Annotated in this window: 11 protein-coding genes and 4 pseudogenes; 10 read left to right on the top strand and 5 right to left on the bottom strand. The window is 61.9% G+C overall.

What is annotated here, in order from left to right:
• Positions 1-612: 612 nt before the first annotated feature.
• On the bottom strand, positions 613-1332 hold the full coding sequence (locus tag HV796_RS33050; protein WP_175232116.1) for an IS6 family transposase: 720 nt from the start codon (positions 1330-1332) through the stop codon (positions 613-615).
• Between the two features lie 631 nt (positions 1333-1963).
• On the opposite strand from HV796_RS33050, the gene HV796_RS33055 reads away from it, so the two are divergent.
• Positions 1964-3355 carry a multicopper oxidase family protein gene (locus tag HV796_RS33055; protein ID WP_217478053.1) on the top strand — a complete coding sequence of 464 codons (1392 nt, stop codon included), beginning with the start codon at positions 1964-1966 and terminating at the stop codon, positions 3353-3355.
• 210 nt (positions 3356-3565) lie between these two features.
• Here the strand turns inward: HV796_RS33055 and chrA are convergent.
• The 4 genes and pseudogenes from chrA to HV796_RS45955 form a co-directional block, all read right to left on the bottom strand.
• A pseudogene (gene chrA, locus HV796_RS45950) lies at positions 3566-4766 on the bottom strand (chromate efflux transporter); the annotation flags it as partial.
• Entirely contained in the window at positions 4718-4840 is a 123-nt protein-coding gene (locus HV796_RS45500) for a hypothetical protein (protein WP_281369916.1), read from the bottom strand. The pseudogene chrA and the gene HV796_RS45500, both read right to left, overlap by 49 nt.
• Before the next feature lie 123 nt (positions 4841-4963).
• A complete protein-coding gene (locus tag HV796_RS33065; RefSeq protein ID WP_175232107.1) occupies positions 4964-7471 on the bottom strand; it encodes a penicillin acylase family protein in 2508 nt (835 codons plus the stop codon).
• A gap of 189 nt (positions 7472-7660) precedes the next feature.
• A pseudogene (locus HV796_RS45955) lies at positions 7661-8373 on the bottom strand (IS6 family transposase).
• Positions 8374-8436: 63 nt separating this feature from the next.
• Here HV796_RS45955 and HV796_RS44345 point away from each other — a divergent pair.
• The 9 genes and pseudogenes from HV796_RS44345 to HV796_RS33110 all read left to right on the top strand — a co-directional run.
• Positions 8437-8862, top strand: a pseudogene (locus HV796_RS44345) (integrase); the annotation flags it as partial.
• Positions 8863-9363: 501 nt separating this feature from the next.
• On the top strand, positions 9364-9585 hold the full coding sequence (locus HV796_RS33075) for an MbtH family protein (protein ID WP_175232108.1): 222 nt from the start codon (positions 9364-9366) through the stop codon (positions 9583-9585).
• Between the two features lie 3 nt (positions 9586-9588).
• On the top strand, positions 9589-10431 hold the full coding sequence (locus HV796_RS33080; RefSeq protein WP_175232109.1) for a thioesterase II family protein: 843 nt from the start codon (positions 9589-9591) through the stop codon (positions 10429-10431).
• Complete coding sequence (locus tag HV796_RS33085) at positions 10419-11393, top strand: TauD/TfdA family dioxygenase (RefSeq protein ID WP_246356162.1); 975 nt, start codon at positions 10419-10421, stop codon at positions 11391-11393. Before HV796_RS33080 ends, HV796_RS33085 begins: the two co-directional genes overlap by 13 nt.
• A gap of 104 nt (positions 11394-11497) precedes the next feature.
• Positions 11498-12931, top strand: a complete 1434-nt coding sequence (locus HV796_RS33090) for a cupin domain-containing protein (RefSeq protein WP_175232110.1) — start codon at positions 11498-11500, stop codon at positions 12929-12931.
• Between the two features lie 198 nt (positions 12932-13129).
• Complete coding sequence (locus HV796_RS33095) at positions 13130-13996, top strand: YqcI/YcgG family protein (protein WP_377692173.1); 867 nt, start codon at positions 13130-13132, stop codon at positions 13994-13996.
• Between the two features lie 267 nt (positions 13997-14263).
• Entirely contained in the window at positions 14264-15934 is a 1671-nt protein-coding gene (locus tag HV796_RS33100) for a cyclic peptide export ABC transporter (protein WP_175232111.1), read from the top strand.
• A gap of 22 nt (positions 15935-15956) precedes the next feature.
• Positions 15957-16421: pseudogene (locus HV796_RS33105) on the top strand (ATP-binding cassette domain-containing protein); the annotation flags it as partial.
• A 267-nt stretch (positions 16422-16688) separates the two neighbouring features.
• On the top strand, positions 16689-20363 hold the full coding sequence (locus tag HV796_RS33110) for a condensation domain-containing protein (RefSeq protein WP_175232113.1): 3675 nt from the start codon (positions 16689-16691) through the stop codon (positions 20361-20363).
• Positions 20364-20442 lie beyond the last annotated feature (79 nt).

Genomic DNA, 20442 nt, shown 5'->3' on the forward strand with positions numbered 1-20442 from the left:
CAGCGAATTTCATAGGGGCCCGCTGCGTCCGTTTTGCAGTAAGGCCGTATATACAGCCGCAGCCGATCCTGGACGTCAAAGCATGCGAAATTGCTTCGCAAACGGGAGGCGTTCATATACATGCACATGATCCGCAAAGGGCAGATGCACGACGACGCAAACAGAACTCCCGCCGCTCAGTTCTATTCGCTGATCATGTAAGTAGTCCTTTTCATTTTAACCTGTCACTCATCCTCCCACCGTTATCGCGACACAACCGTTCACTTTACGTTGTGCGTGCGGAACTTGCCTGGCCTTCACACCGCACGGCTGCTGGCAGTGTCGACTCCTTCCTCGTCGCCGAGGTGAATCTTCTTTCGAGAAGTACATTGTCCCCGGAGCTTCACACCCGACGGTTACCCATCGCGCATGTCCAGGTAGGCAACTGTTGACCGTACAACAGGTCACAGCCTCGACCACCGACACATTGGTCATCGAATGTGTGACAAGACAAGAAAGAACTTTGCCATCCATACTGCTTGCCGATTAACGCTCGGCGGACGGCGACACGTGTCGCACGGCTCTGGTGCAAATGGCGGAAACAGTCAAGGAAACTAATTTTGACAGGATGACTTATTGAGCAAAGAGGACCGCGTTCCAGACGGTCGGCGTAGCGGTGTCTTTGAGGTCGGGCGTCGCGACATTGAATTGCCCCTTGCGAATGCGATGCATCAACTCGATGCCTGAAATCGTAGTCGTGGCGCCTCTAAACCGCTTGAAACCCGGCATGACCTTCGTCCGGGACTTGATGTTTCGATGGTCTTGCTCGATCAGGTTATTCAGATACTTCGAGGATCTGACCTCGGTGCCGGCAGGCAGCAAGCCGTCGACCTTCATCTCGCGCACGGCCCGGTGCGAGGCCGCATAGCCATCGAGTGTGATGCTTTTCGGTGGCTGCCCCTGGTGCTTGATGGCCTTGTTGAAAAATGCTTTTGCTGCTGCTACGTCACGTTTTGCGCGCAGCATGAAGTCTACCGTCTGGCCGGCCCGATCTACCGCACGATAGAGGTAGACCCACTTGCCGCGGATCTTCAGGCAGGTTTCGTCGACACGCCACGACTGTCCCGTGGGCGAGCTAAAACGATTCCACCGTTTGACGAATTCGGGCGTGTAACGTTGAACCCAACGCATGATCGTCGTGTGCGCGAGTGACAAACCGCGCTCTGCCATCATCTCGACCAGATCCCGCAGGCTAAGCTTGTAGCGCAAATACCAGCGTACACACAGAATGATGATCTCCCGATCAAAATGCCGTCCACCGAACAGCCCCTCCAGACCTTTTCGCTTGCTCATCACCGGCTACCAGTTTGATGGCCGGCTACTTTAACCGATTCACCGAAACTATTTGCACCAGAGCCGAACGGCCAACGCGAATAACCAGCAATCCATTTGCAGAGCCATCCTTAATGTAGTCGCGGCATCATCCGGCAGGGATCGGCCACAGACAGCCTCTCGACGTCGCAGGCTAGATCGCCGACAATTTCCCGCCGGCCGGACCTGCTGCCCGGCGTCAGATTGGTCGAAACGTGGCTATATAATCAGCACACGACAACGCCTCGGGGATGGGTATGGCGATATTTGGCGACGACAATTTGACCGCATTCGGCTTGAAACTGAACAGCGTGGTTTCCCCTGCTCAGCCAATACAATCTATAGAGCATCTGTTCGGGCGTTCACCTCCATGCGAAGCTAAGGTTAAGCTAACAACAAACGACTAAATACCGCACACGTGTTGTCACCGGTTGGCGGGGTGCGAACGCAGGCTCGTTCTGGTTCAATAGTTGAGGGTTGGAAATCTGTGTACAGGAATTTACTGAACCGGCAGCGCCGGAATTTTCTTGCGCTCCTTGGGCGCACAGGCAAAGCTGCGCTGCTTCCCGGCGTCTTGCGAGCTACCGCTGAAGTTGTGACAGGAAGCGCAATATTGAGTGCATCTGTCCAGGCGCAAACGCGGCTTGGGGACGCACTGCTTGAGCCACCGCAGACACGCAGCAAGAATGGTACGCTTGAGACGACGCTCACTGCTGCCACAGGTGAAGTGCAGCTTGGTTCGTTCTCTTTTCCAGGGCGACTGTACAACGGTGAATACATCCCACCGGTATTGCGCGTCAGACTGGGTGACGTGATGAAAATCAGATTTAACAATCACCTTCCAGACGAGCCAAGCAATCTTCATTTTCACGGGATGAGCGTGTCGCCGCGTGGCCATAGCGACAACGTGTTCATTCATGTTCCGCCCGGCGGCACCTTTGATTATCTGGTGAGTATTCCGGCGCATGACCGGCAGGGGCCGGGGATGTTCTGGTACCACCCGCACGCGCACGGCGTGGTGACGCCCCAGATACTCGGTGGTATGTCTGGCGGACTTATCGTAGAAGGCATGGAAGAGCGCTTCCCGATTCTGAAAGGAATGCCCGAGCGCCTCCTTCTCATCAAGCATGTGGAACACGCAGGACGCGAGGTCGTTTCGATCAATGGCCAGATCAATCCCGTGGTTTCGACCAGGCCCGGGGAGCTTCAATTCTGGCGCATAGCGCACATTGGCGCCACGCTGTTCATGAAATTTGCTCTTGAGGGCCTGCCGTTTTATGTTGTTGCCACCGACGGTCACGTTCTGTCGAAACCACGGCGAACCACTGAGTTCTTCATGGGTCCGGGCCAGCGATACGACATTGTCTTCATCGGCCCGCCAGCGGGCGAGTACGCGATGCGCACAATATCCTTCCAGAACGAAGCATGGCTACCACCGGAGCCCGTTCAGCAGATCGCGACGGTCGTGTCTTCCGGTCCCGCGATGCCGACTTCACCGATTGAAGACCACGTGCTAAATCAGAAGGTCCGCGGACCCAGATGGCTTGAAGACGTGCGCAGCGCGACGATCGCGCGTCGCCGGACGCTCGACTATTCGCGCACGCCCGACCGGAGCATGTTTATGATCGATGGTCGCACGATGGACGAGAGCCGCGTCGACCAGACTGTACGACTAGGTGACACCGAAGAGTGGACCATCGTCAACACGGACGAGCAGTACCACAGTTTTCATATTCACCAGACCGCCTTTCTCGTGACGGAAGTGAATGGCGTAGCGCAGCGCAGGGACAGCTTGCACGACACTTATTCCATTCCGCCGGCGACCGATCTTGGATCGAGTTCGCTCAAGGTGGTGATCCCGTTTACTGACCCGGTGATAGCCGGCCGTTTCGTGTACCACTGCCATGCGGTCGATCACGAGGACAGGGGCATGATGGGGATTGTCGAGGTGGTGGGCCCGTCTGGCGTAGTTACTCCAGATGAGCCCGGGATGTCTGGCATGTGACGATCCCCGCCTCAACGCAGGAAGACCTCAGCGATTTCCGCAAGTGCGCAAAGTGTGACGATGGCGAGAGGCGGGTTTCCACCGCGTCAGCAGCAAGAATGCAGCGTGTGTCCTATCTGGGTCGGTTTCGCCGCAAGAGCAACGTTTGGTGTAAAGCCTGGTCGACCGACCAGGCTCCCGCGCCGACAACTGAATCAATGCTTCACCCAGCCCCGCGAGTGCACACAGAAGCACGATCGCCAAAGGCGGCACGCGCCATCGGGTGAGCAGAAAAAACCGGCTGCCGCGATGCCGAAATCGGCCGGCGAAAGCACGGCACTCGTCCACAGCGGATTGTAGAGCGCAGCGCCTAGCAGTCCGACGACAGCCGCGTCGACACCCATGCAGTGCGGCGCCCATCGAACGGCGCTGCCGCAGCGATTGCCAGTGAGGTAGCGCCCCCAATAAGCAACAGCAAGCCCGGAAGAAAGATAGCCACAAGCGCCAGCGCCGCGCCGGCGAGTCCCTTTGGGGCGGACTGCATCATCCAGCCCAGATAGGCCGCCAGCGAAAAAAGCGGTCCTGGCACCGCCTGCGCGGCCCCATAACCCGCAAAAAAATCGCCCGGAGCATCCATCCGGGTGCGACCGTTTGCGGCTGCAGCAGCGGAAGCACGACGTGGCCGCCGCCGAACACCAGTGGAACACCAGTGCGCCAGACCGATAGAAGGCGTCGAACACGGCATAGGCTTGTCCGCCCAAAGGGCACATGAAGGGCGAGCCCACTAGCAACAGGAAAAACACCACCAGCGCCGCCCAGCCGACCGGGTGGGGGATCGCCCATCCGGACTGGAGCCGCGCCGCGTCGGGACGCGGCAGAGCATCAGGCCCAATACCGCACCCAGTGCGATCACTATCAGCTGTGCATAGCCGGTGGTAAGCACACAGGTGATCACGAGTGCGGTCAGGCCGATGCCGGCGCGCGTCTTGTCCGGACAGAGTTTCCGGGCCATATCCCAGACCGCCTGGGCAACTACCACCACCGCCACGAGTTTCAGTCCGTGCGTCAACCCCCGACCCACCGGTCCGTGCAGATCGGGCGTGAGGTACGCGAAGGCGATCAGCAGCAGCGCCGATGGCAGGGTGAACGCTAACCATGCCGCCAGCGCGCCGAACCCGCCGGCTTGCATCAGTCCCAGCGAAAAACCGACCTTGCTGCTCGCGGGGCCGGGCAGAAACTGGCAGAGCGCGACGAGATCGCTGTATGCCTCATCATCGAGCCATCGACGTCGCTCGACGAATTCACGCCGGAAGTAGCCCAGATGTGCGATCGGGCCACCGAACGAGGTAAGGCCCAGCTTCAGAAACGCGATGAAGACCTCGGCTACGCTCCTTGCGTCAGCCCGACGCGCAGGTTGATACGGAATTTCCACACCAGCTCCTTGATGACGGCGTGAACCTGCAGCACGTTTTTGGCCAGGTCCAGTCCAACAGTCGCTATGTTCATGATGAACGCCTCCTTTGCCGTGGATATCACGGCTTGTCCCACTTTGACACAATCTCTTGCCACTTAGCGGGAGTCGTCCATCACATCAGAGCTGGAGAAAGGCGCAGGACTTTTTGCCGTATCCTACCTGCCTGTTCGAGGCCCACTCAGCGTCGTTTGCTTCACGCCGGGCGCCTCGTGAATCGCCTGCTCGGTGAATGGGAACCTCGCCCACGCCTTCTTCGAATAACTGAGCGTCGCGTCCGAGAAGTGCGGCGAAGCGGGATCGTCCGATTCCGAATACGACAGTAACGTATCCGCCTCAGGACCGTCCGTCCCGAAGCTAACTACCTGCACATAACTGTTGGCATGCGCGTCAGCTTCGAGCGGATAGCCCTGCCTTGTAAGCGGATGCTGTGCGCAGGCTACCGTGAAGTAACCCTCCGGATCGCAGCCGCCGTATAGCGGAATCCTGACGCTACCGCGCTGCGTGTAGAGCAGTTCGCCGCGCGTCGAATCGAGCGCGAAGCCATTATTTCGCATATCCACCACGGCCGCACCTAGCGCCTCGCTGATCGCGGGGTTGGCAGTATTCAGGCCGGCGGGCGTAGTGAGTGGTCGGGCCGGATCGAACGGTACCGTGTAGAGCTGCGCTGCCGGTATGTCCTGCGCGTGGCGCCAGAACTGGCCCCACAGGTTCGCTCCGCGTGACCCGATGTTCGCAACACCGTCCCATGTCCGCAGCACGTTGCACGCTTCGCCCAGATCGACGCTCTGCGTGGCCTGCGCGCTTGTTCCTGGCGCGCACAGCCCATCAAGCAACGGTTGCCGGAAGAGCTGCTCGGACATTGACGTACTGGAGAGCACTGTCCGCTCCAGTGCATCGCGCGTGATGCCGCCGGGTTGCGCCATCAATTGCGCCGCGAGCGCGTGACCGAGCCGCGTGCGCAGCGATTGGGGCTCACTTGTCTGCCCCGTGATCTGTGCAAAACCCGTGAGCGGCGCCTGTGGATTCGTGAGCCAGTAACTGCCGTTGAAATTCCCTACGTAATCGTGCCGCAGCAGGCTCGGCATCGCTGCGACGGGCAGCGTATCGCCAAGTGAGCCGTTACCCGGCCACATACATGCGGAACGTGAGCCGTCGAGCACCGGTACTCCTGGCATGCGCACATCAAGCGCATGGCCCATCGGCGTTGTGCAGGCTGCAGCGAGCGTGTCCGGCACGTCCGGCATTGCGCCGATATCGGCGAACCAGACCCGCGGATCGTTGCGACCAATCGCAAACGTGTTGACCCACGGCATCGCCACGAGACGCTTCTGGATCGCGATGAAGTCATCGAGCGAGCGGGCCTGGCCCCACGCGAGGAAATTCTCGAACGCCCGTGTGTTGTCCGCGTTCACGTCGCGCAGCGCAAACGCATGCATCGCGCTCCAGCCGAGTGCGGGCGACATCGACGACAGATCCACGATCGGCCCGAAACGCGAGCGATACAGAACACGCGTGACCGGCTCGAGTTCACCGGTCGCAGGATCGCGCACCTGCACGGTAACCGGCACTGCGTCCAGCGTTTCCTCGCGGCCATCATACACGTAGCGGGTTGGTGCTTCGGGCACGAGTTTCAGCTCGAACAGGCCGAAGCGACGCGCGCTCGAGGTCGTGTGCGTCCACGCGATGTCGCGATTGAAACCAAGCATGATCACAGGTGAGGCAAGGAACGACGCACCGGCAACGTCGATCTGGCCGGGAATCGTCAATTGCGCCTGATAGAGGCGGTCCGGGCCCCGCCAGAACCAGTGCGGGTTGCCGAACAGCAGGCTGTGACCGTCGTGGGTCGAGGCTCCGCCGAACGCGAACGCATTGCTGCCGATGCCGGCATGGCCACCGACTGCGAGCCGCGCGACATCACCTTGCGATTCATCCCCCGACCTCACGGCGACCAGATTGCCGGCCGCTGTGCCGTGTACATTGGCATCGCTCCATAGTCGGGGCGGCAGCATACCCGTGGTAACCGTTGGCGCCGCGACAGGTGGCCGCGCATGCACCATCCCTTCGATGAAGTGCATCGCCCCGCCCGCAAGGTTGGCGGAGATGAGCCGCCGGTAAAGATCGTCGGCCGATACTGGTTTCACCCACGGCTTGCCCGCGCATTCCGTGTGTGCGCCAGGAAAGCGCCCGCGATTCAGGTCGTCGATATAGCGGTTGTAGCCATCGGCAAACCCCGTGACGAGATTCCGCAATTGCGCCGATTGGGTCGCGCGAAAGCGCGCCACTGCGGCATCGTCGACGGTGAAGTGGATGAAGAAATCGAGATCCAGATTGCGTGGCCGTCCGAACGTCGCCGCTGACATCGGTCGCGCGTCGGCACCGAAGTAGGCGGAGCGCTCGCCGCGCCATGTAGTAAACCCGTCGGCAAGCGTGCAGAGGTCGTCCTGAGCCTGTGCATAGCCATAGCCGTAGCCAAGACTGCCCCAGTCACCGGCCTTAATATGCGGGATGCCATCCTGGGTCCGGCGAATGTCTGCACGATAGGCGGTAACCTGTGCGGTTGAGGCTACGTCAATGGACGACCCGCTGCATGCGTTCAGCGCGGTTGGGACGGCAACGATGATGAACAGCGAAACCGCGGATACCACACGAAACGAATAAGCCATCGCATTTTCTCAATAAAGAGGTTCAAAGCTGCAGCATGTGTTAAGCGTCGAAATAGAGGCGTAACGATGATGGGATCACATTTCTGCTGCCGGCCCCTCATAAGACTAATAGCTTGACATACTGATCAAAAAAGGGTTCTGGTGCAAATCGCCGGACGGGGCGATCTTATGTTTTATAGATAGGATGTCTTATTGAGAAGAGAGGACGACATTCCAGACAGCGGGCGCGCCGTATCCTTGAGTCGCAAGCTGGCAAGACGAACTTGTCCTTTGCGAATGCGCTCGATCCCTGAAATCGCGCTCGCAGCGTTCCCGAAAAGTTTGAACCCGAGCATGACGTTCGTTCTGGACTTGACGTTACGATGATCCTGTTCGATCAGGTTATTCAAATACTTCGAGGATCGTATCGCGGTATCCTCCGGCAGCAGGCCGTCGACTTTCATTTCGCGCACCCCGCGGTGCGAGGCTGCGTCACCATCGAGCGTGATCGTCTCCGGCGGTTGGCCTTGATGTTTGATGGCCTTGCTGAAGAAGGCTTTGGCCGCCTTCACGTCGCGCTGCGCGCGCAGCATGAAGTCCACCGTCTGCCCAGAGCCCGATCAACCGCCCTGTAGAGATACGCCCACTTGCCACGAATCTTCAGGTAGGTCTCGTCGACACGCCACGACTGTCCCGTAGGTGTGCCAAAACGATTCCAGCGCTTGATGAATTCCGGCGCATGGCGTTGCTACCCTGCGCAGGATCGTCGTGTGTGCGAGTGACAATCCGCGTTCAGCCATCATCTCGACAAGCTCTCGCAGACTGAGTTTGTAGCGCAGGTACCAGCGGACACGCAGAATGATGATCTCGGCATCAAAGTATGGTCCATCAAACAACTCGTCAAGACTCTTCAGCTTACTCATCGACGACCATCAGTTCGTTCAGTCAACACCTTAACTGTTTTCACGTCGCAATTTGCACCAGAGCTGTGCGTGATAGGTAAACGCGGCAAACGTGCAAGAATCGCGCTGCCGTCGCTGGCCCTTTGTGCGCTAGACCAGTACCTGATTCAGCGGCGGTTGCCGGTTACCCCGCAACGCTGGGTGCCAGTCTTGGAGAGGACAGCGATGCAGGTATCGTCGGCAGGCGCCTGTGGCACATCACGCGGGGCTTTTTCGAGCAGGCTGCCCACGTGATCCAGTCCGACCATCCGGCCGTCGCTGAAAAACTACGCCTTCAAGCCGAAACTGGATGCGCCATAGCCATGCAAGTCACGCCCCTAGCGCGGAGCGGAACTTACCCTGGTGTGCGACAACCTGCGCCACGCGTCGATCGCCACGACTTCGATGTACCCGCATGGCGACGATATCGAGCGGGCACGACAAATGAACAACGCATTCACCGCACGGTAACACCCAAGGCCAATAACCACCGGGCTTTGCCGCTTAACGTGCTCTATTGTCCGGATTCTGAAGCTTCCTCTGAGTGACGCGCAATTGTATTGGCATTGCAAAGCGGTCGTAGGAATTAGCCATCCCAACCTTAAGATTTCATCTCCATATTTGGCTCGTCGGCCGTCATCAAACCACAATGCGCGCACGAAAAAATCGCATAAATGGCGTAATCAGTTGTTATGCTGTTTATCAATTTTGTCGAATCAATATGCTATGCGAAGCTTTAAAGATGCAGAATGAGTAAAAAAATAGTCAGTCACGCACGCTATCGGCCACGTTAAACAAAATGCCTTGACAAAGACAAATTCTGCCTCTAGCTTTGTCGCCTAAAAACAATAATCCTCATTTGAGAGGTCTATTTCGTTTGCTTGACGGATTGGAAGAACTGCGGCGCAGTGCAAAGCACCTTCATCAATCCGTAATCCGAAGCATGTGCACATCATTGAACTGGAGTGATCGATGAGTTGGGGCGACGAAGACACGGTATTTCGCGTGGTAATCAATCACGAAGAGCAGTACTCCATTTGGCCCGACTACAAACCGATGCCCGCGGGCTGGCGTGATGCGGGTAAATCCGGCAAGAAGGCGGAGTGTCTCGACTACATCGACGAAGTGTGGATCGACATGCGCCCGCTGAGCTTGCGCGAGGCAATGGCCGCAGAAGCCGAACCCCGCGGCTGACGAATGGCGGGCTCAGCATTGGCGCAGTCGTCCGCGCAAGTTCCGGTTCGCGTACTCGACGACGAACCCGTCACTCTAATTTGTCTCGCGCACGCCGGCGGCAGTGCGTTGCTTTACCGGCAGTGGCTGCCGCATCTTGCATCGGCAATACAGCTTCATCCGCTCGATCTGCCTGGCCGCGGCACGCGCATCACCACGCCGGCGCTGACGCAATGGCCGGCGTTGATCGACACACTGGCCGATCAGTGCCTGTCCGAACTGGATGGCCGCATGCCGTTCGCACTATTCGGCCATAGCCTCGGCGCGCTGGTGGGCTTCGAACTGCTGTGTGCGCTCGAAGCGCGCGATGGGCGCAAGCCGTTGTGGTTCGGCGCATCGGCGTGTATTGCACCGGAATTGAGGAAGCTGGACGAACACTGGATCGACTGCGGCGTGGACGAGATGGCGGCGCGCTTGCGTGAACTCGGTGGAACACCGGAAGAGCTGCTGGAGGATACCGATTTTATGGATTTCATGTGGCCGGTGTTACGCGCCGATTTTCATTTGAGCGGGACATATCCGCATTTTCTGCGCTCGCGTCGCGAGTTGCACGCTTCGTGGCGGCTCGGTTGTCCGGTCGACGTGTTTGTCGGCAATCGCGACGCTGCGACTGCGGACGCATCTGCGGTTGCCGGATGGAGCGCGCATACCGATGCAACGTGCACGGTGCGGCGCTTTGACGCCGGACACTTTTTCGTCAACACGCACGCACCGGCGGTGATCGAAACGATGACGCACGCGCTCGGTGTTGTGCACAGCTGCCGGGCGGAACTGGACTTGACAGGGTATCGGCCATGCACGCAATGATCAACGACGCCGCAAGCACGTGCTACACGGAAGTGCTGGAGCAAAACGGCACTGCGCTGCTGGTGCTGAGTCCGGCCGCAGGCGAAGCTACGGCAGCGGACGCAGGGCAGTTGCGCGAACTCGTCCAGCGGGCGCGGCGCCGCTATGGTGGCGTGCTGTTGCGCGGCTTCGATGCGCTGGGCGTCGAAGGCTTCGACCGCTTTGCAGCGGCCTTCGGTCAGCCGTTGCTCGCTTACGAATTCGGCTCGACGCCACGCAGCCGGGTTGAAAAAAACGTGTACTCGTCGACCGAATACCCGGCGTCGCAGTGGATCGATCAGCATAACGAGCAGTCGTACACGCGCACGTGGCCCGCTTCGATTTTTTTCTACTGCGATGTGGCCGCGCGGCAAGGCGGAGCGACACCGGTGGCGGATAGCCGGCTGGTGTATCGACGGCTCGAACCGGCGCTGCGCGAGTTGTTCTCGCGCAAGCAGGTGATGTACGTGCGCAACTATGGCAACGGTCTCGATGTGCCGTGGCAAAGCGTGTTTGGCACCGAAGCGCGTGATGAAGTGGAGCGCTACTGCCGCGCGCACGACATCGCATTCGAATGGCTCGATGACGGTGACGTGCTGCGCACACGCCAGATCTGCCAGTCCGAGTGGCGTCATCCGGCAACGGGCGAAGCGGTCTGGTTCAACCAGGCGCATCTGTTTCACGTGTCGGGCCTGCCGCCCGACACGCGCGAAGCGCTGCTCGAAGCGGTGGATGAGGAAAGCCTGCCGCGCAACGCGTATTTCGGCGACGGCTCGCCGATCAGCAGCGCGATGCTCGACGAGATACGCGCGGTCTATCGGGACACGATGCTGGCATTCGACTGGCGTGCAGCAGACCTGATGGTGCTCGACAACGTAATGATGTCGCACGGACGCGCGCCGTTCGACGGCAAGCGCCGCGTGCTGGTCGCGATGACCGCGTAGGTCACATCACGCGTGCGACGAGCATAACGAAAGCGGCGTGCACGACATGCATGAAGCACTTGAACCGCGATAGCAACGCAATTCAAACGCAAGGAATATCGATCATGACGCAGGCTCTCTCACCATTGTTCGATTTTGCGCCATTCGAAGGGCAAAGCGCGCAGTACGTGTCGCTGATCAGGCAGTTTGCGGGGGCCGAGCCGTTTCGCAGCGCGACGGTCGAAGAACTGGTGCTCGACGGTGACTATCATCGTCGGCCGCTGCGGCCGGAAGACCTTGAATTTCTGAAGTTCCAGAAGCCGGTGCGCGAACATAACGTCAGCCGGCTGCCGGCACTTGCGTCGAACCGCACACTGCTGTCGATCTACGAGCTAGGTGTGTTACGCGTGCCGCGCAACGATGTCGACGCATGGCGCCAGTTCGCGAACTTCCATAGCGACGCCACCCAAGTGCTCGGTGCGCAGATCGCGCCGTTTCTCGAAGCGTATGCATTCAGCTATCTGGCGGGTGGCGCGACGCCGGCCATCGACGTCGATACCGCATGTGCGCGTCTCACGCGCATCGTCGACGACGAAACCGCGTTCTGGGAACAGACTTTCGCACGGCTGATGCGCAACGATTACCTCGAGGAGGGCCTGCGCTTTGCGTTAGTACAGCGCTGGTGCCTCGCGCCGTCGAAACGCCGCGCGCTGGCGCAGGCAGCTGCAAGCGGTTTCTTCGATTTTCTGCCGACAGCTGCGCGCCCCGCACTGCACGGCGAGCCCGCCGCCGAAGCGCTGCTGCAACGCATTGCCACGTTTTGCGAATTGACGCGCGAACAGCATGCGTACTGGCAGTTCTACCTCCCCACCAGCCTCGCGAAATGCAACTTGCTGCACGCATTGGCACGCCGCCCGGATCGCGCATTCGGTCTGACCGGGGCTACCTTTGCGGCGCAAGCTGAGGCGCTCGCGTTTGGTGTCGCGCTCGAGCGTGCCTGCGCGCATCTGCGGCCGGACAGCGCCGAGCCGCGCGACGCGGAGGCACAAAAGCAGGCACTCGCGGCACGCTTTGCGAATGCGTTGCGCAGCATCGCGGACCGACACGGCAGCACGGCGTTGGCGCAATGTCTCGAAGGCCAGGTGGCCGGCGAGCGGCTCGCCGGGCGAGGCCGCTGGGACCTAGGCGAACAGTTGCGCTGGCTGTCGTCGATTCGCCGCTACGTCGAATTCGCGCAGCGAATCAGCGCACGTATCGACGCCGAGTGCCCCGGCATCGATCGCGAGACCTTTGTCGAGCCGCACGAAATGTGTTCGACCACACATGTGCATAACGACCATCGGCTGGTCATGATCGAGGACGGCGACATGCTGTTCTGGGGCAACGTCGGCATGCAGCTCCAGATGAGCAAGGGCGACATGGTGCTGATTCCGGATGGTCGTCTACATGGCTCGACGGTGGTGTCCGGAATATGCACGTATCACCAGCCGATTATTCCCGACGAATGGGTGCGCGCGCTGGTTGCCGAACTAGAGCAGCCGGCGCCGGCTGCGGCCTGACGAACCTGCAGGAGGCCACAAGACGCCGCAACGGCAGTCCCGATGCACGATTCGAGGCGCAGCGCGATGCAAGGTCGACCTACATCGAAGCAAGTGCCTCTTCCCCACGACAACAGATCGAACATCCCCGGCTGCACGGCTCGGGATGGCTCGCGCGCACGGCGCGCGCAACCCTGACACAGGAAGAGGGAGCGAATGATGCAAGCAGGCAATGGCGTAATGAGGGTCGGCGCGACGGCTTCGGAACTTGATTTGCATTCCGAACGGTTAGTGGCAAGTGACTGGAAAAGCCGTATCATTGCCGGGCGCGCAACCGGTGCCGCCGTTGCGGTCCCGGCGTGGCTCGATACATCGTATGCGACGCTGCGCGAGCAGGTGCTCGATGCCGCGTATCCGTGTTTTTTCGGCACGATGGCAGAGCGGCGCGGCGAGATGTTCTACGCGTTCGTGAACGGCGAGGACACGCACGATCTGCCGGCGACGATGCAAACCTTCGCCGAGCTGGCGTCGCAGCCCGCGTATCACCGCAACAACATTGCGGTGTTCTTCGAGCCGGACCGCGAGCCACTTGCGCATGACGCGTATCGCACGTTGTTCTGGCAGATCCTGCAGCAACTGCACGACGTCGACCCTGACCCGGCGGCCGACGCGCAGCCGGACCCGTCGGACGAAGCGTGGGAGTTTTCATATGCGGGCCTGCAGATGTTCGTGGTATGCGCGTGCCCGTCGTTTCGCGCGCGCCACAGCCGCAATCTCGGGCCCGGCATGGTGCTGCTGTTCCAGCCGCGCGCGGTGTTCGTCGATACGATAACGAACAAGGTAATCGGCCGCGAGGCGCGTAGCCAGGTGCGCAGACGGCTCGATACGTGGGACAAAATTCCTGCGCATCCCGATCTGGGCTTTTACGGAGATCCAGGCAATCTCGAATGGAAGCAATATTTTCTGGACGATGTGAATCTGCCGGCCGACGACCGCTGCCCGTTTTTGACGCGCCGCCGGCAGGCGCGCGAAGGGCGCGCAGCAACGCCACCGCGCGGTGCGCAGCATCTTCAGCAGCGGCCGTAGCAGCAAGCGCAACTACAAGCACAGCAACAGGCGCAACTACAGCAGCAGCCGGCCGGCGCCGCGCACGAACACAGCCAGAACCAACCGCACGAGACGCGCCCGCACGGCATAACGCAACAGGCCTTCGTCTATGCGGACGGCCCGGAAGGTCGCACGGACGGCGGTGCAGCGTGACGTGCGGCGCGCGCTGCAAGGCTTTGCGCCATCCGTCGCGATGAATTGCTGCGCATGACCGGTACGTACGGCCGCCGCCAGTAAAGGAAACTCATGTCGCTACTTTTGCATCTGGTCAGTAAGTCCCGCTGGGCGCTCGTCGCCGCATTCGCGGCCAGCCTCGTCGGCGGTCTCGGCAATGCGGCGCTGCTTGCGCTCATCAATCAGGCGCTGTTCGCGCCGCCGTCCGGGCTTGCACGACTGGGCTGGCAGTTCCTCGCGGTCGGTATCGTCGCGCTCGCGTCGCGCACGCTGGCGCAGTCGCTGTTCATGTGGCTCGGCCAGAAGGCGAAGGCCACGCTGCGCATGCGCACGATCCGCCGTATTGGTGACGCGGCATTCGCGCATCTGGAGAAGCAGGGCGCCGCAAAGTCGCTGGCGGTTCTTACGCAGGATCTCGACACGATCGTCGTGTTCTTCGTCGGCCTGCCGGCGCTCGCGATGCAAAGCGCAGTGATCGTCGGCTGCCTGATCTATCTGGGCTACCTGTCGCTGGCGATTTTCGCGGTGGCGGTGCTCACGATCGTGCTTGGCATGGTCGGTGTTCGCTATGCGCATACGCGTGCGATGTTTCATCTGCGTGCATCGCGCAAGCGTGAAGACGACCTGGTCAAATATTTCCTCGCGCTGTTCGACGGTGCGAAGGAGCTAAAGCTGCACCGCGAGCGCAAGCGCGCATTCGTCGACGAGACGCTCGGAACGGGCGTCGAGGCCGTGCGCGTGCAGCGTACGCGCGGTTACATGCTGTATGCAGCTGCATCGAGCTGGGGTAACTTCATTCTGTTCGCGTTTATCGGGCTTACGCTGTTTGTGTTCGCGCGCTACATCCAGACCGATTCGCGCGTGATGTCGGGCTATGCGATCGTGTTCGTCTACATGATCATGCCAATCGAAGCGGTACTTGCGTCGATTCCGGGTATTACGTCGGCGCGCGTCGCGCTCGAGCGCATCGAGCAGGTCAACGCTGAACTGCTGCCCGAAAACACCCGCGTGGGGCAGCCCGCACGGACGTTCCAGACTATCGGGCTGGAGGGCGCGACGCATCGTTACTTCCGTGAAAAGGAAAACGAGGTGTTCTCGCTTGGGCCGATCGACCTGACGTTCCGGCCCGGCGAACTCGTCTATCTGATTGGCGGTAACGGCAGCGGAAAAACCACCCTCGCCAAGATGCTGGTGGGCCTGTATGTACCCGAAAGCGGCCACGTTCTGCTTGATGGCAAGCCGGTCGACGAAGCCGCGCGCGACACGTACCGCCAGCATTTCTCGGTGGTGTTCAGCGACTTCTTCCTGTTCGAGAGCCTGCTTGGCCTGCGCACCGAGGGGCTCGATGCGCTCGCGCAGCAGTTGCTCGTCGAGCTGCAGCTCGACCACAAGATCAGCGTGAAAGACGGTGCGTTCTCGACACTCGATCTGTCGCAAGGCCAGCGCAAGCGGCTTGCGCTGCTGGTCGCGTATCTGGAGGATCGGCTGTTCTACGTGTTCGACGAATGGGCGGCCGACCAGGATCCGCTGTTCAAGGAAGCCTTTTACCGGCGTCTGCTGCCCGCGCTGAAAGCAAAGGGCAAAACCGTACTGGTGATTACGCACGACGACCGCTATTTCCATCTGGCCGACCGCTTTATCAAGCTCGATTTCGGGCAGGTTGTCGAACAGGGCCTGGGCGCTGACTGGACCGGTCCGGGCGCTGCGCCATCGACGCATCCGGCTGGCCTCGCGTCCGCCTGATTCACGGGATTTTTGCTCACACATGAACACCAATCTGTCTTCTGCCGCGTTGCCTGTGGCACCTGCCGAACCGATGTACGAACTCGACGGTGTGTCGTTCGCCTACGGGCGTACCTTGCTGCATCCGCTCACGCTGACGCTACCGCAAGCACACGTGTGCGGCCTGATCGGCCATAACGGCTCGGGCAAATCGACGCTGCTCAAGCTGCTCGCGCGTCAGCAGCCACCGGCGGCCGGTACGCTGCGCTTTGCGGGCCGAGCGCTGTCCGACTGGGATAACCGCTCGTTCGCGCGCCGCGTCGCGTATCTGCCGCAACAGCCGCCGGTCGCTAACGGCATGAACGTGCGCGAGCTCGTCGCGTTCGGCCGCTATCCATGGCATGGCGCACTGGGCCGGTTTACCGGCGTCGATGCGGACAAGGTCGATGAAGCACTGCAATTGACCGACCTGCAGCGTTTCGCGGAGCGGGCGGTAGACAGCCCTAGTCAGCAGCGCGGCTTGGGCGTGGCGGCTTGCCGATCAGCTTCGCGTGATGAAGTAACGCCCGGCGGCGCAGCGCGCCGCACATCTGACGCAACACGACGAGACAACCGGGAGCGATCGGCAAAGACGACTCACGTTCCCCGCAATGACGATGTTCATGCCGCCGGTGGCGCTTAAGCGACGTAGGCGGTTCATTGTCGGCACTGCACAGATCGCAAGGACAGTGACGGCGGCTGCACTGAGCGTGCGGCGAATCTCAGGAGAGAAGGGATGACTGTGATCGGGATCGAGCGTCACGCCGGCGCTCAGAGTCAGGCCGGGGGCGCCGCTGCAACGGCGCTCGCGCCGCTGGCCTGCACGCCCGCAGGTGATCTGGTCTCGGTGACGCGCTTGTACGCAGTGCAGCGGCCGCACGCAGTAGCGGTGCGTTTTTTGGCTGACGGCGAGACGGCTGCGCTGCACCTGACTTATGCCGAACTCGATGCGCGCGCGCGACGCCTTGCTGCAGTGTTGCGTCAGCACGGTGGTGCTTGCGAACGCGTGCTGCTGCTGTTGCCGAGCGGGCTCGATTACATCGTGGCGTTTTTCGCGTGCCAGTATGCGGGGATGATTGCGGTGCCCGCGTATCCGCCCCAGGCACAGTCGAGCGCTCACGCTGAGCGACTGAGCCGCATCGCGCAGGATTGCGGTGCGTGTGCCGCGGTGCTCGACGATGCATCGCGCGCCTGGGCAGATGCGATCGCGTTCGATGCCGGTACGCAGCGCATCGCGCAAGTGTCGCCGTCGGCTGGCGTGGCGCACGACGCCGACGAGGGCGAAGGCTTTTGCATCGGCGCCGCGCCAGGCGATGCGATTGCTTTTCTGCAGTACACGTCGGGGTCGACGTCGGCGCCCAAGGGCGTAATGGTGAGTCACGCGAACCTGTGCGAAAACATCGATGCGATGGCGCGCTCGATGGATTGTCGCGTCGATGGCCGGATGTTCTCGTGGCTGCCGCTGTATCACGACATGGGGCTGATCAACGGCGTGCTGATGCCGGTGCTGTGCGGTTTTCCGTTGACGCTGATGGCGCCGCTGCACTTCCTCGAGCGGCCGGCGCGCTGGTTGGCCGGCGTCGCACGCGAGCGCGCGACGATCACCGGCGGGCCCGATTTCGCGTTTCGGTTGTGCGCGGAACGCGTGCGCGATGCGCAACTCGAAGGGCTCGATCTGGCGTCGTTGCGGGTGGCGTTCTGCGGCTCGGAGCCGATTCGGCAGCGTACCTTCGAGCAGTTTGCCGCGCGCTTTGCCGCACATGGGTTCGATAGCGGCGCGCTGTATCCGTGTTATGGGCTCGCGGAGGCGACGCTGTTCGTCACCGGCGTGACGATCGGCGCGGGCGCGCCTGAGCGGAGCTTTTCGGCGTCCGCGCTGGCGGCTTCGATGCCGCTCGCGTTGCCGCCGGCCGGTGACGCCGACGCGAAGCAGGTGGTCGGCTGCGGCGTGCCGGCGGCGCGGCATTCGCTGGCGATCGTCGATCCGCATACCGGTGCGCGGCTTGCCGATGGCCGCGTCGGCGAGGTGTGGTGCAGTGGCCCGAGCATCGCGCAAGGCTATTGGCACAATCGGCAGGCGACGTCTGCTGCGTTCGTCGACGATGTCCCCGGTTTTGCGGGGCGCTGGCTGCGTACCGGCGATCTTGGTTTCATCGATGGTGGCGGGCTGTTCATCTGCGGCCGCCACAAGGACATGATCGTGCTGCGCGGGGAGAACGTTTACCCGCAGGATCTGGAGGCGCTGCTCGCGGATCGCATCGAATGGTTGAGGCGCGGGCGGATTGCGGCGTTTCCGGTTGAAGCCGGCGACGGCGCCGAGGCGATCGGGATCGCGGCCGAGGTGCCGCGCGGCAGGGCGCGGCAGATCGCGCCAGGCGAGATTGTCGCGGCGATTGCGGCGGCGCTAGGTGAAGCGTTTCGTTACGAGGTCGATCTTGTGCTGCTGCTGGAGCCTGGAGATTTGCCGCGTACGTCGAGCGGGAAATTGCAGCGCAGTGCCTGTTTCGACGCGTGGCGAAGTGGCGCGCTGGTGCCGTTCGCGGTACGCGATGCGCACGCGCCGGAGGCACGCGAAGCGCAACCGACGTTTGACGCAAATGTTCCGGCGATGTCGTACACCGGGGCGGCGCGCGGCGCACCGCAAACGCAGTGTGCACTCGAAGAGTCGCCCCATACTCCCACTTCCCGCATCATCGCTGAAATCTGGCGCGACATGCTTGACGTACCGCTGCCCGCGCCATCGGAAGACTTTTTTACCCTCGGCGGTCGCTCGCTGCTGGCGGTGAAGGTGGCCTGGCGGTTGCGCGCGGCACTGGCCATCGACGTCCCGCTCGGCCTGCTGTTCAGCCATCCGACGCCCGCTCTGCTCGGCGCTGCGCTTGATACGCGGCAAGCAGAGCCATTGAGCGCGCGACGGTCGGTCCTGGCGCCAGTGCGCCGCGCCGCAGCGGACGCACCGCTGTCGCTGCCGCAGGAACGACTCTGGGTGCTGTGGCGCCTCGAACCCGACAGCCCCGCGTACAACCTCGCGGCGGCGCTGTCGCTTGAAGGTTCGCTCGGGGGGGCGCTCGATACGCAGGCAGTGCACGCGGCGCTCGACATGCTGGTCGGACGCCACGAGATGTTGCGCACACGTTTTGTCGAAATCGACGACGAGCCCCGCCAGGTCATCGTTCCGCTTACGCAGGCAAAAGACGCCTGGCACTGGGACTGCATCGACGCGCAACACCTGAGCCCGGCGGAATGCGACGTGCAATTGCATCGGCTCGCACGTGCACCCTTCGACTTGACGCACGGGCCGCTCATGCGTGCGACGCTCGTTACGCTCGGGCTCGAGCGCCATCTGCTGCATCTGGTCATGCATCATATCGTCGCGGATGGCTGGTCGTTCGACGTGCTGCTGCGCGAATTCGCGGCGGGCTATCGCGCGGCACGACGCGGCGAGACGCCGGCGCTCTTGCCGCTGCCTATCCAGTACGCCGACTACGCGGCGTGGCAGCGCGAACGCTTGGCCGCAGACGGCCGCGCCGCGCTCGACGCACAGCTCGCCTGGTGGCGTGCGCGGCTCGCGGGCTACGACATGCCGCTCGACCTGCCGGCGCTGCGTGATCGCAACAGTCCGTTCGAGCCGCACGCGGGGCGGGTGTGCGTGCCAATTTCCGCCGCGCTGGCGGGTCGGCTCGACGCTCTCGCGCGAGCCGGGCAGGCGACGCTGTTTATGGTGCTGCTCGCCGCATTCGATGCGGTGCTGTATCGCTACAGCGGGGCACAGGACATCGTCGTGGCGGTGCCGGTCGCCGGTCGCGATCGGCCCGAGACCGAAGGCCTGATCGGCTTTTTTGTCAATACGCTCGCGATGCGTGCATCGGTGAAGGGCGCGCAGCCGTTTGCAGCGCTGCTGCGTGCAGTGCGCGATGACAGCATTGATGCGCAGGGCAATGCAGATGTGCCGTTCGACCGTGTGGTCGCTGCGCTGCGCACAGTGCGCCGCGACGCTGCATCGTCGGCCGGAAGCACGCCGCTGGGCGGTACGCCGTTGGCACAGATCAAATTCGTGATGCACGACGCGCTCGACGTTGAGCGGGAGCTCGACGGTGTGCGCGCCACGCTCACCAACGCGGATGCCAGCGACGCGCGCTTCGAGCTCGCGCTCGACGTATCGCGCAACCGCTTGGGCGGCCTCGACTGCGTGTTCGCTTACGCCGCCGCTTTGTACGACGAAGGCTTCATCGCGCAACTGGCGCGGCATTACGTCGAACTGATTGCTGAGGCTGCTGCGACGCCTCAGCGCGCGATCGGCCAATTCACGCTGAGCGAAGCACGCGACGACGACGCATGTAAGAGCGAAACACGCAACAGCGACACTGCAGCGCGCGACACCCCGCGAGCTGCCGGCGCTTGCGCGGCCTGACCAGCGCCAGCCATCACATCGAGCCCGCAGGCGGCATGCCGCCGCCGCGAGCATCACCGAGACGCACCGGATCACGAGA

This window comes from Paraburkholderia humisilvae (assembly GCF_902859855.1).
Lineage (GTDB): Bacteria > Pseudomonadota > Gammaproteobacteria > Burkholderiales > Burkholderiaceae > Paraburkholderia > Paraburkholderia humisilvae.